Annotated in this window: 10 protein-coding genes; 6 read left to right on the forward strand and 4 right to left on the reverse strand. The window is 62.9% G+C overall.

Going from position 1 to position 11826, the window contains the following annotated elements; translation table 11 throughout:
• Positions 1-3 precede the first annotated feature (3 nt).
• The 4 genes from VFZ66_11695 to VFZ66_11710 all read right to left on the reverse strand — a co-directional run bounded on the left by VFZ66_11695 (position 4) and on the right by VFZ66_11710 (position 3054).
• On the reverse strand, positions 4-1095 hold the full coding sequence (locus VFZ66_11695; GenBank protein ID HEX6289850.1) for a hypothetical protein: 1092 nt from the start codon (positions 1093-1095) through the stop codon (positions 4-6).
• Positions 1096-1157: 62 nt separating this feature from the next.
• The gene (locus VFZ66_11700; protein HEX6289851.1) at positions 1158-1289 is read right to left on the reverse strand and encodes a hypothetical protein; all 132 of its coding nucleotides are present in this window, start codon (positions 1287-1289) and stop codon (positions 1158-1160) included.
• Positions 1286-2317 (reverse strand): LacI family DNA-binding transcriptional regulator, encoded by a 1032-nt coding sequence (locus tag VFZ66_11705; GenBank protein ID HEX6289852.1) that lies wholly within the window; start codon positions 2315-2317, stop codon positions 1286-1288. Before VFZ66_11705 ends, VFZ66_11700 begins: the two co-directional genes overlap by 4 nt.
• A gap of 218 nt (positions 2318-2535) precedes the next feature.
• Positions 2536-3054 carry a hypothetical protein gene (locus VFZ66_11710; protein ID HEX6289853.1) on the reverse strand — a complete coding sequence of 173 codons (519 nt, stop codon included), beginning with the start codon at positions 3052-3054 and terminating at the stop codon, positions 2536-2538.
• Positions 3055-3820: 766 nt separating this feature from the next.
• On the opposite strand from VFZ66_11710, the gene secA reads away from it, so the two are divergent.
• From secA to VFZ66_11740, 6 genes are all read left to right on the forward strand, one after another.
• A complete protein-coding gene (secA, locus tag VFZ66_11715) occupies positions 3821-8290 on the forward strand; it encodes a preprotein translocase subunit SecA (protein HEX6289854.1) in 4470 nt (1489 codons plus the stop codon).
• Between the two features lie 202 nt (positions 8291-8492).
• Entirely contained in the window at positions 8493-9065 is a 573-nt protein-coding gene (locus VFZ66_11720) for a DUF1992 domain-containing protein (protein HEX6289855.1), read from the forward strand.
• A 121-nt stretch (positions 9066-9186) separates the two neighbouring features.
• Entirely contained in the window at positions 9187-9831 is a 645-nt protein-coding gene (locus VFZ66_11725; protein ID HEX6289856.1) for a histidine phosphatase family protein, read from the forward strand.
• A gap of 313 nt (positions 9832-10144) precedes the next feature.
• Positions 10145-10927 (forward strand): nitroreductase family protein, encoded by a 783-nt coding sequence (locus VFZ66_11730; protein HEX6289857.1) that lies wholly within the window; start codon positions 10145-10147, stop codon positions 10925-10927.
• A 36-nt stretch (positions 10928-10963) separates the two neighbouring features.
• On the forward strand, positions 10964-11254 hold the full coding sequence (locus VFZ66_11735; protein HEX6289858.1) for a Dabb family protein: 291 nt from the start codon (positions 10964-10966) through the stop codon (positions 11252-11254).
• Between the two features lie 9 nt (positions 11255-11263).
• Positions 11264-11826 (forward strand): PHP domain-containing protein (locus VFZ66_11740; protein ID HEX6289859.1); only part of this gene is annotated, 563 nt, incomplete at its 3' end.

An 11826-nucleotide genomic window follows, 5' to 3' on the forward strand; every position in this document is an offset into this window, starting at 1 on the left:
CCGTCACCACTGCGCCAGCTCGCCGCCGACCGTCGCGAGATCGGCGGGGGTGAGCGGCTGCCTGAGCCGCAGGATCGAGCGGTGGAGCAGGTAGAGCGCCTCACGATCAGGCAGCCTGCTATGCTGCACGAGCTTGCCCTCGATCATCAGCGCGGCGGCTGGCGCAAAGTCGATCCCGCCCATCGGCTGCCGCGCGACCGACCTGAGCCTGGCGATCAACTCCTGACGTAGCCGCTGCCAGTCGATAATCTCCGGCACGCTGCCCGCCGCCTCCAACATCTGGCCCATGCGCGTCACATCGTCGGCGCGGCTGGTCGCCTGCGGCTCGCTCGGCGCTGCCTGCTGGGCTGGTGGCGCTGCGCTGGCCTGCGGCTCGCTCGGCGCTGCCGCTCCCGCCTCGCCTGTATCGAAGTCGGAATCGCTTGGCGCTTCGTCGGCCTGGAACGATTCGGGCACGCCGTTGCTGCCCGGCTCGGCGATCGGCTCAGCCTCACGGCCCTGCTCCTCGTTGATCAGCCGCATCAAGCGCTGCATCTCCTCGTCGCTCTCCCAGAGTTTGCGCGGCCCTGCGCCCAGCATGAACGGCTCGCTCGGCATGATGTTGATCGATTCGTCGGACGCCTCCACAGGCTCCTGCTCGGCAACGCCAAGCCGCTGGCGCAGCGTCGGCAGCGCTTTGGCAACCTGCTCTTCGATCTGGCGAACGACCGCGACCCACACTCCTAGCGGCATACGGTGCGGATCGAGCACATCGGGCATGTCGGCCATGACCGACAGGCAGCCGACGCGCGGATCTTTCGGAAAGCGGGTGAAGAGCACCAGCTCGGTGCCGCGATCGACGGCCAGCAGCAGCTCGGCAGCCTGGTGATCTACGTCGTCCAGCGGACGCGAAATATGGCGGCTCAGATCGACGCCGATCTGCTCAAGCGCCATCTGTGCCTCAGGCGCGGCGCTCTCGCCCGCGTGGGAGAGCACCCCGGCGGTCAGCACGATAGCGCCAGCGCCCAGCGCGCGACGCAGCAGCGCGGCTGCGATCGGGGTGCGACCTGTATCGGAGCCGCCGATGACCAGCAGCAGTGGTTTACCTTCGTACATGCTCAGCCTCAATGGTGCGATGTTGAAATCGCCCAATTATAGCCGGTTTGTGGCTCGAATGGCTACACTGGCGGCATTGCCCGCTCGATCGTCACGCCCGGCGGCGGCAGCATCCGTTGCTCGCCTGGGGACGCGGGCAGCGCTTGCTCGCTCGGCTCGTCGTTGAGCGGCAGATCGCGGCGCTTGGGGATCACACCTTCAGCGCCTCCTGTTGCGCGGGGCCGGTCGAGCCGCGCACGATCAGATCGGTCGGGACGAGCACTTCGCGCGGCGCTTCGGTGCCGTCCATCAGGTGAAACAACAGTTGAACGGCCTCTTGTCCTGCGCGGTAGCTTGGCAGGTGCACGGTGGTGAGCGTCGGGCTGCTGAGCGCGGCGGCGCCGATGTCGTCGAAGCCGGTGATCGAGAGGTCGTCGGGTACGCGCACGCGATGATCGCGGGCATACTGTAGCGCGCCGAGCGCCATGCGGTCGTTGAGCGCGCAGATCGCGGTGGGACGCTCGGAGGCTGCCAGCAGCCGCGCGGCGGCGTGGTAGCCGCTCTCGATGCTCATGTCGCCACAGGCCAGCAGCGCCGGATCGAGCGCGAGGCTCTGCCGCTCCAGGGCTTGCCGCAAGCCGCGTAATCGCTCGTCGAAGCTGCCGGGACGCGGCTCGGAGTTGATCACGCCGATCCGTCGATGGCCCAGGCCCAGCAGGTACTCGGCCAGCCGCGCGGTCGTCGTCTGGTCGTCGGCGTGGACGCACGGGGCGTTGCTGCCGGGCACGCTGTAGCCGCTGACTACCCAGGGCATGCGCTGCTGGTTGATCTGCTCCCCGATCAGCGCCATGTTCGTGCCCTCGATCACGATCAGGCCGTCGACGTAGCTGGAGCGCAGCACGCGGCTGAAGGCGCTGGAGGGATCGTTCGGAGTATAGGCCGTCGACAGCAGCACGTTGTAGTCGCGCTGGCTGGCGGCAGCCTCGACGCCGCGAATGATGTCGAGGAGGTGCGGATCGGCAAAGAGCTGATCGGGATCGTACGGGATCAGCAGGCCAAGCACGAAGGTGCGGCCTTTGGAGAGCGCGCGCGCCGCAAGGTTGGGCCGGTAGCCCAGCTCGGCAGCCGCCCGTAAGACGTTCTCGCGGGTACGCGCGCTGGCGTAGTAGGTGCCGGAGAGCACTTTGGAGACGGTGCCGCGCGCCACTCCGGCGCGCGCTGCGACTTCGTCGATCGTTGCCATAGCTTCGTTGCGTGGTGCGATCATTGGTTGAGCGCCGAGCTGCGACGTTGCACGATAAGATATTTCAGAAATCGGTTTCCGCTCATCTTAGATCACGTGTCACGTGGGCGCAAGCGGGGAAAGGTTGGGAGCTTGCAAAAGAACATCGTGCTTAAACCAAACGCAGGACCATTCCGCTGGTCCTGCGCCGTGTGATCGTCGCTTGTTTAGGCGTGGCGCTAGGCCGTGGGCATGTTGCCGTTATGCCCCTGGTTCTGGCGTGTGCAGAGCAGATCGTAGGTGCCGACCACCTCGCCGCCGAGGATGATCTTACCGCCCCACTGAATTTTGTTATGGTCGAGGATCGTGATCGTCTCGGTGAGATCGAAGGTGATCTCGCCGACGCTGTAGGTGCCCGTCCACTGGCTTGTATCGCCCTCCCAGCCGGACGAGGTGACAACCCCGAAGCCGTTGCCGGTGGTCATCATTGGCCGGGTATGCTTGACCGGATTGTCGCTAAAGCCCCAGTATTGATCTTCGGCAAACGGCTTGCCTGCCGTGGGCTGGTATTCCTGAAACTGGATCAGCAGCCACACATTCTGAAGCGTCCAAAGGTTATGCATGTGTGCATGGTACGGCTCCTCGCCGATGCCTTTGGTGCTCTTCGTGCCGACGCAATCCCAATATCCTACGAACAGTTGCCGTCGATCCTGGCCTTCGTTAAGCTGAGCCGCTGCGAGTTCGGTTTGTGTACTCACGTTCTGATCTCCCCCCAGGACACCATCGTCATTGCTGCCAACGACGATCGGGCTGAGCGTTGCAACGGATGGAGACGGGATAATTTCCGTGAGGAGCGCGACGATCGGACTGATCATGATGAATACCTCCCGACATGCAATGATGGATTGCAGTAAAATACGATGCCCTGCCGGGCACACCAATGATGGGTACACAAGATCGGGTAAGGGGGTGGATGGGCCATACACTCTGTGCAGTTCAGGATAACGCGCGGGCGAACGCTATTCGCTCTGCTTCCAATGGAACGCCTGCCATTTGGGATACGTCTCATCTGCCGAATGGACGCGGCATGTGCTTAGACCTGTTGGAAACCAGAGGAATATCCAGGTTGATGCTGTGAACGGATATGATGAATGCGCTGCCCGCATTTGCCTACATAAATGCTGCCAGGGAACAAATGTCACAGCGGATCTACCGGGTGCAGCGTCAAAAAGGATCTTCGGAAAATCGTTTCGTGCTGATCGACCTATTTTTACTCAATTTATACTAGATCGAAACTGCGCGAAAACCTGACCGATTGCATCTGGTATAATGTTCGATGCGGCCCATACCATGCGTAAACGGCTGTTGGCAGATCTGGGGACAGGCGCGCTGCGTATCACCCAAGTAGCACCTGCGATATGATCTTCCTCTTGTATCCCAGGTAGGCCCTTTAAACGTTGTGTTTGGTTGCCGTGCTGGCCCGCTACCATCATTCGGAGCGCTGCACGGTTTTGAGGTGTTTGTATGTTCAAATGGCTTGGCCGACTGTTTAGCGGCGATACTACCGAGCGAGTGCTGAACGACCTGTACGCGATCGTGGATCAGGTTAATGCGCTCGAACCGGAATTTGAAGCCTTGACGAATGAACAGTTGCGCGCTAAAACCGACGAGTTTCGGCGCCGTTTACGCGAGGGCGAGACACTTGACGATCTGCTGCCGGAAGCCTTTGCTGCCGTCCGCGAGGCCGCGCGGCGCACGATCGAAAAGCGGCACTACGATGTGCAGATGGTCGGCGGTATTGTGCTGCACCAGGGCAAGATCGCAGAGATGAAGACTGGCGAGGGTAAGACGCTGGTGGCGACGCTGCCGCTCTACCTGAACGCGCTCGAAGGCAAGGGGAGCCATCTGATCACGGTCAACGACTACCTTGTGCGGCGCGACGCCGGTTGGAACGGGCCGATCTATCATCTGCTTGGCGTTTCTCTGGCCGCTATCGCCCACGACTTCTCGGCGGTGTACGATCCCGACTATCTCGATCCCAAATCAAATCTAGAAGATGAGCGCCTCGTCCACTGGCGGCCTGTCACCCGGCGCGAAGCCTACGAGGCCGATATTACGTACGGCACCAACAACGAGTTTGGCTTCGATTATCTGCGCGACAATATTGCGACGCGCTTCGAGCAAACGGTGCAGCGTCCGCTCAACTATGCGATCGTCGACGAGGTCGATAACATCCTGATCGACGAGGCGCGCACGCCGCTAATTATCTCCGGCCCTGCGCGCGCCGCGGGCGACGACTACCACTACTTCGCGGGGCTGGTCAAGGGTCTGCGCGGCATCGAGCAGCGCGAGTACGACGCCTACAAGAAAGATCTGGAGTTTGGCGACAATAAGCGTCGCTCCGACGCGCAGCGGGCGATCGATAGCGCCGATTACGTGCTCGACCTGAAGCATCGGAGCATCGCGCTGACCGACGCGGGTATTCTCAAGATCGAGCGACGGCTGAAAGACGCGGGCCGCATTCCCGACGATGCCAACATCTACGAGCCGGAATATTTCGAGCTGACGCACTATCTCGATAACGCGATCAAAGGCGAGTACGTTTTCAAGCGCGATAAAGACTATATCGTGCAGGGCGGCGAGGTGATTATCGTCGACGAGCAGACCGGACGCACCATGCCCGGTCGGCGCTGGTCCGATGGGCTGCACGAGTCGGTCGAGGCGAAAGAGGGCGTGCGCGTTCAGGACGAGACGATGGTCTATGCCACGATCACGATCCAGAACTATTTCCGCATGTACAAGAAGCTGTCGGGTATGACCGGCACGGCGCTGACGGAGTCGGAGGAGTTTGCCAAGATCTATAAGCTAGATGTGGTGCCGATCCCGACGAACCGCGAGGTGATCCGCGAAGACCGCAACGATCAGATCTTCCGCTCCGAGGAGGCCAAGTACCGCGCGGTGGTGCGCGAGATCCTGGGCGCTGCGGTGCGCGGGCAGCCGACGCTGGTCGGTACGGCCTCGATCGAAAACTCCGAGCGGCTGGCGGCCTATCTCAAGCCGGGCGCGCTCAAGAATCTGGCGCTCTCCTCGGTGCTGATGACGGTGATCCGCGATACCAAGGGCGTGAGCGAGGATGTGCGCAAGGCGTTTGCCGAAAGCCTGGACATGCCGATCTCGCAGGTGCCATTCACCGTGCTGCGGCAAACAGCGCAGGCGCTGAGCCTGTCGACCGATGCGCTCGCGCCGGAGATCCTCGATCGGTTCGCGGCGATGCTCAAGATCGACGATCAGGCGCGGCTGACGGAGTTTCTGCGCAATGGCCTGCCGCATCAGGTGTTGAACGCCAAGCTGCACGAGCAGGAGGCGCGCATCGTGGCGCAGGCCGGACGACCCGGCGCGGTGACGATCGCCACCAACATGGCCGGTCGTGGCACCGACATTTTGCTCGGCGGCAATCCCGATGCGCTGGCCGCGCACTACCTCGAAGAGAACGGCGTGCGTCGCGAGCAGATCAAAGCGGTTGCGAAGCCGATCATCGAAGGCAACGAGCAGCAGATCGAGCAGACTCTCGAACGGCATAAGCTGCCGACGGTGGTGCTGGACGAGCTGCGGCGGGCCAAGCACGAGTACGACGAGATGCTTCAGCACTTCGAGGCCAATCCGGCGCTCTTCTTCCTGAGCCGCTATGCCGAAGGCTCGGCGGAAACCTTCGCGGCGCGCTGGGCCTTCGTCAACGACGTGCTGGATAACGAGGTCGGCCTGGCGCGGCAGATCGTGCAAAACACGTCCGGCCTGCGCGAAGAGCAGATCGCGCAGATCCAGGCGGTGCGCTCCGATCTTGAGTCGTATCGCAACGACAAGGTCGAGTTCCTGGCAAACCAGCTCTTCGATCGAATCTATGCGGCACGAGCGCGCCTGATCCAGGCGGTGCTGCACGGCAATCTGGACGAGGCGCGAACGCTGATCGCCACGACGCCAACGCTGGACGAGAGTCTGATCGGCGGTATCCAGCAGATCAAGAGCCAGGTCGAGGCCGATGCCAATCTGATCCGCGAGCTGGGCGGCCTGATGATCATCGGTACCGAGCGGCACGAGGCGCGGCGCATCGACAACCAGCTTCGTGGTCGCGCCGGTCGTCAGGGCGATCCCGGCCTGTCGCGGTTCTATATCTCGCTGGAAGACGAGCTGATGAAGCGCTTCGGCCCCAGCATCGATCGAGTCAAAGGCTTTATGTCGCGGGCTGGCTTCGAGGATGATATTCCGATCGAGTTCGGCGTGATCTCGAAGTCGATCGAAAACGCGCAGACCAAGGTCGAGGGCTACAACTTCGACGTGCGTAAGCGCGTGGTCGATTACGACGACGTGATGAACAAGCAGCGCGAGGTGATCTACGCGCGGCGGCGGGCGATCCTTGAGCAGGGCGAGATCCAGCGCCGGTTGCAGATGCTGGTGCAGCGCTACCTCGGCAGCTATGCCGACTGGGTCGCCGGGCAGGTCGAGGAGCTGGCGGCGGGCGTTAACAACGGCAACGGGCCGGAGATCGAGCGACAGCTGGCGCGGCTGCTGCCGGGCAGCGAGCGGCTGAATCTTTCGGAGCTGCGCGCGCTGGGCGATGAGGATCGCAGCGCGCAGTTGCAGCCGTTGATCGCCGAGGCCGAGCACCAGCAGCATCCGCTGCGTCTGCTGCTGGAGGATGTCGCGGAGTTTGTCGACATCGATCCGGTGGAGGCGTTCGACGAGCTGAAGGCTGCCGACCGCGCCGCTGTCGAGCGCTATCTCGACGAGCAGTGGCGGGCCAACACCGAGGGCGATCTCGAAAAGCGCATCAAGAGCCTGTTCTACACTGAGCTGGACCTGATGCTCGATCGGTACGTCGACGATTACGAGGGCTGGATGACCGGCGAGATCGAGAAGGCGGTCGATGCCTCGACGGTGCAGGCGACCGGCGTGATCAACGTGGAGGGCGCTCGTCGTCGTATTCGCCCGATCCTGCCGCAGATCGATACGATCGCGCCTGAGCGTCTGGCGGGCGCGTCGCCGGAGCTGGTGCAGCGTGAGTTCGAGTCGGTGATCCAGCAGAGCTACCAGGAGGGCAATCACCTGCGGCTCTTTGCCGACGAGCTACAGCGCGTGCTGCCGTTCGTGCCGGGGCTGTCGCCGGATCAGTATCTCGCGATGTTTGCCGATGCGCTGGATGGCCTGATGATCGCGCTGCCCGAATCCGAGCGAAGCGATCTGCTTCAGGAGTGGCAGGCTCCGGTGCGTCAGGCGCTTCAGCCGGTCTTCGCCGGGAATGCTTTGAGCGAGGAAGATGGGCGCGTGTTCCTCCGCGCGGTCAACGAGTCCTGGATCGACGCGCTGGATCGGCTGGCGCAGCTCGACGACGACGGGCAGACCGCCGGGCTGGAGCAACTGGTCGATCGCTCGTTCGACCGCTGGCGCTCGCTGATCGGCGTCGATCTGCTCAATCGCTATAGCCGCGAGCTGATGCTCAACGCGATCGACCGCGAGTGGGCCGATTACCTGACGGCGATGGAAGATCTGCGACAGGGCATCGGGCTACAGGGCATCGCGCAGCGCGATCCGCTGGTGGCGTACAAGACCCAGGCGTTCAAGATGTTCGAGGAGCTGCTCGACACGATCGATCGAACGACGGTCAAGACGTTCTTCAACAACTTGCCGCGCTTTGCCGCCAACGTGCAGCAGCAGATGGTCTTGGGCGCTAGCCGTGTTCGCGACCTCAAGGTTGGCCCGAACGAGCCGTGTCCTTGCGGCAGCGGCAAGAAGTTCAAGAAGTGCCACGGAGCGCCCAACCGCGTGCAGGCGACGCCCGCCGTGGCGGTGGCAGCCGTGGCGGCGAGCGCGACGGGCGGCAACGGCGATAGCGGCGCGGCGGCAGCGCCCAAGCTGACGCAGCAGCAGCAGCAGCGACAGAGCGGCCAGACCAGCCAGCGGCGCAACAAGTCCAAGGGCCGGAACGTTCCGCGCCGGTAGCGCCGGTCGCAAAGGTTGAATCGTCCAATTGTTCGTAGGGGCGTATTGCGATACGCCTCTACGGATTCCTCGGCGCTGTAGTGAAAGCCACGGCTCCTCAGTCCACCCTCGCTTCTACCGTTGTATCCTGCATCTATTGACGCCGCGCTTTCGTTTGTGCTAAAATTCACATATTACCTCAGGGTCTAGAAGGAGGCCGCCGATGCCGAGACGGTATCTTGACCGACGCGCCGAGGCCGAGATCGAGGCGATGCTGGCGCGCGGCGAGCTGGCACAGGCCAAGAAAGACGAGCAACCAGCCGACGGGCAGAATCAGATCGCGAAAGCGCGATCGATGCGGCGGTCGCCCGGCGATTGGCAGGGTCTTGTCGAGCAGCGCATTCAAGACGGCATGGAGCGCGGCCTGTTCGATAATCTGCGCGGCATGGGACAGCCGCTCAATCTGGACGAAGATCGCTTCGTGCCCGATGAGCTGAAGATGGCCTTTCGGGTGCTGCGGTCGACGGGCCTGGCGCCGCTGTGGGTGGAGATGAACAAAGAGATCCGCGAGGATCTGGCGCGGCTGGAGCGCTTTCGGGCTTATGCGCACGCACGCACGCAGACCAATCCAATGCAGCGCAACCATCTGCGGCAACAATATCTCGCGCGCGTGGTGGAGATCAACAACAAAATTGTAGACTACAACATCATCGCGCCGTCGTCGCAGGTCCACCTGGCGCTGCTGATCATCGACGAAGAGCTGGCAAAGTACGACCAGCAGCAGGCGCAGGCGTGATCCGGCGGCAGCCCGATCGTCTTTGACATTCGCCCGATGATCGTTACAATGCCCTATGTTAAGCGCGGATGCTTGTGACAGCACGCCGTGCTTTTTTAATGTCGTCACATCTGGGGGGTATATGCGCCTGATTCTTGTACGTCATGGTGAGAGCGAGTGGAACCGGATCGGTCGTTACCAGGGCCAGCTCGACGCGCCTTTGTCGGAGCTGGGGCTGCGCCAGGCTGAGGCGCTGGCGGAGCGCCTAGCGGCTGAAAAGCTGGATGCGATCTACAGCAGCTATCTTCAGCGCGCGCGCCGCACCGCCGACGCGATTGCTCAGTATCATCCCAGCCTTGAGATTCAGGAAGATCCGGCGCTGCTGGAGATCCACCACGGCGATTGGCAGGGTCTTTTCGCCGCCGATGTCCGCGAGCGCTATGCCGAAACCCTGGAAGAATGGCGCACCTTTCCGACGCGCTGCCAGATGCCCAGCGGCGAGAGCTTCAGCAATATTCTCAAGCGCACCTTGAACTTCCGCGAGCGTGTCTGCAAAGAGCACGGCTCGGATGCCACGGTCGTCGCATCGACGCATGACGTGGTCGTCAAGATTTTGATCGCCGACGCGCTGGGCATGCACATGGATCGCATCAACCGGCTGTGGATCACGAACGCCTCGATCAGCGTGATCGAGTATACCGAGGAGCTGCCGTTCCTGGTTTCGCTCTCCGAGGCGTGTCACCTGGGCCATCTGGAGACGGTGCGCGAAAAGCAGGAGGCGATCTAGAGAACAAAGAACAAAGAACAGAGAACAAGGGAACAAGGGAACAAAGGGGCGAGCACCAAGGACCAAGAACCGAGAACCAAGAATAGGCTGCTCCCCTCTCCTATGGCAGTGGGAGAGGCGGGTGCCCTCTGGGCGTGGGTGAGGGCCAGGAACTCGAAGCCTGGAGCAATGGCCCGGCGTTGGGCACGCGGCGAGCACACGACAAGCCGTGCTATAATCGGGAAGTACGTGTACACGACAAGGTTCACCGGCAGGCGGCAACGTTTCGGCTGGTGGGCCTTGAAGTCTGTAACGCCCAACGTCAGGTATGTATATGCAGCTCTTCGATGCGATTAGAAGCCGCCGCACCACCAACGGCGCGTTTCAACCTCAGCCAATCGCGCCCGATCATCTACGTCACCTGCTGGAGATGGCGTCGCACGCGCCCTCGCATTTCAACTCGCAGCCGTGGCGCTTTATCGTGGTGCAGGACGCGGCGCGGCGGCAGCGGATCGCCGACATCGCGGGCGAGTCGATGCGGCTGCTGATGGAAGAAGGCACCTTCTGGCGGCGCTACAGCCGCTACTTTCGCTTCTCACAGGCAGAGGTCGAGCGATCGGCGGATGGCATCTATCTCGACAACATGCCCTCGGCGATCAAGCCGTTCGTGCGCTATGTGTTCTCGCCAAAGGGCGGCGCGGTGATGAACACGTTGCAGGTGCCGCGCGTGCTGGGCAAAGACGCGCACAAGCTGGTGGCGTCCTCGCCGCTGCTGCTGGGCATTACGCTGACCCGCGCGGAGTACCAGGAGGGCCAGCTCTCGGCGCTCTACTCCGTGATCTCGCTGGGCGCGGTGATCCAGACGCTCTGGCTCACGGCGACGGCGCTCGGCATCGGCATGCAGTTCATCTCGACGCCGATGGAGGTCGCCGGTCAGTGGGAAAAGATCGTCGCGCTGCTGGGCGTGCCTGACGATCAGGCGCTGCTGGTGCTGTTCCGCCTGGGCTACACCAATCCAGACGTGAAGCGCCCGACGATCGATTGGTCATCGACGCAGCGCAAAAGCGTGCACGAGCTGGCCTTCACCGAAACCTGGGGCCAGCCGTTCGAGAAGTAGAGCGGCGCATCCATGTCGATTCGGGAGAATGATTGCATGATTCATCATCTTGTGCTGTTTCGGCTCAAGGAAGACGTCGACGAGGCGACGATCGCCGAGCACATGGCCGACTTCGCGGCGCTGACCGACGAGATCGCCGAGATCGCGGGGCTTGATGTCCGGCGCGACATCGTCGGACGGCCCGTGTCGTGTCACTTCGGCCTGGTCAGCCAGTTTACGGATACCGACGCGCTGCGGCGCTATCAGCAGCATCCCAGCCATGTCGCGGCATTCGAGCGGCTCAAGCCGCGCCTCGACCACATGCTGGTGCTGGACTACGAGGTCTAGTCGCCCGCGATGCTGATCGATCTGCATACCCATACGATCGCCACGCCGCACCACGCCACCTGGGAGCCGGATGAGCTGGTGCGCTACGCCCAAGCGCAGGGCGTGCAGGTGCTCTCCGTGACCGATCACAACACGACCAGCCAGGTGCAGGCGGCCCTGGACGCGGGCGTCCGCCACGGTGTTACCGTAATCCCGGCGCTCGAACTCGACTCGGCCTTTGGCAGCAAGCTATGGCACGTGCTGATCTACGGCGTCGATCCGGCGGCTCCGGCGATCGTCGCGCTGGCCGCCTCGGTGTTCGAGCGCAATTCCCGCGATGCTCAGGAGATCGCGGCCTATTTCCGGCAGCGCGGCCATGCGCTGCCCTGGCTGGATACGCTCGACCGCCAGCCGACGGTGGCGGATGTCGGCCACGCGCTGGTTAAAGCGGGCGTCGTGCCGCAGGAGCCGGGCGTCGAGGACGAGGCGGCTGGGACGGGCTGGATCATGACGCATCTGCGCGACCTGTATCGTCCGGTGACGGTCGACGAGGCCGTGGCGGTGACGCATCGTGAGGGCGGGCTGGCGGTGCT

The sequence above is a fragment of the Herpetosiphonaceae bacterium genome, assembly GCA_036374795.1.
GTDB lineage: Bacteria > Chloroflexota > Chloroflexia > Chloroflexales > Kallotenuaceae > LB3-1.

Coding starts and splice junctions, on each gene's coding strand:
- VFZ66_11695 (HEX6289850.1), bottom strand. CDS start 1,095: ATGTACGAAGGTAAACCACTGCTGCTGGTCATCGGCGGCTCCGATACA.
- secA (HEX6289854.1), top strand. CDS start 3,821: ATGTTCAAATGGCTTGGCCGACTGTTTAGCGGCGATACTACCGAGCGA.
- VFZ66_11720 (HEX6289855.1), top strand. CDS start 8,493: ATGCCGAGACGGTATCTTGACCGACGCGCCGAGGCCGAGATCGAGGCG.
- VFZ66_11725 (HEX6289856.1), top strand. CDS start 9,187: ATGCGCCTGATTCTTGTACGTCATGGTGAGAGCGAGTGGAACCGGATC.
- VFZ66_11735 (HEX6289858.1), top strand. CDS start 10,964: ATGATTCATCATCTTGTGCTGTTTCGGCTCAAGGAAGACGTCGACGAG.
- VFZ66_11730 (HEX6289857.1), top strand. CDS start 10,145: ATGCAGCTCTTCGATGCGATTAGAAGCCGCCGCACCACCAACGGCGCG.
- VFZ66_11705 (HEX6289852.1), bottom strand. CDS start 2,317: ATGGCAACGATCGACGAAGTCGCAGCGCGCGCCGGAGTGGCGCGCGGC.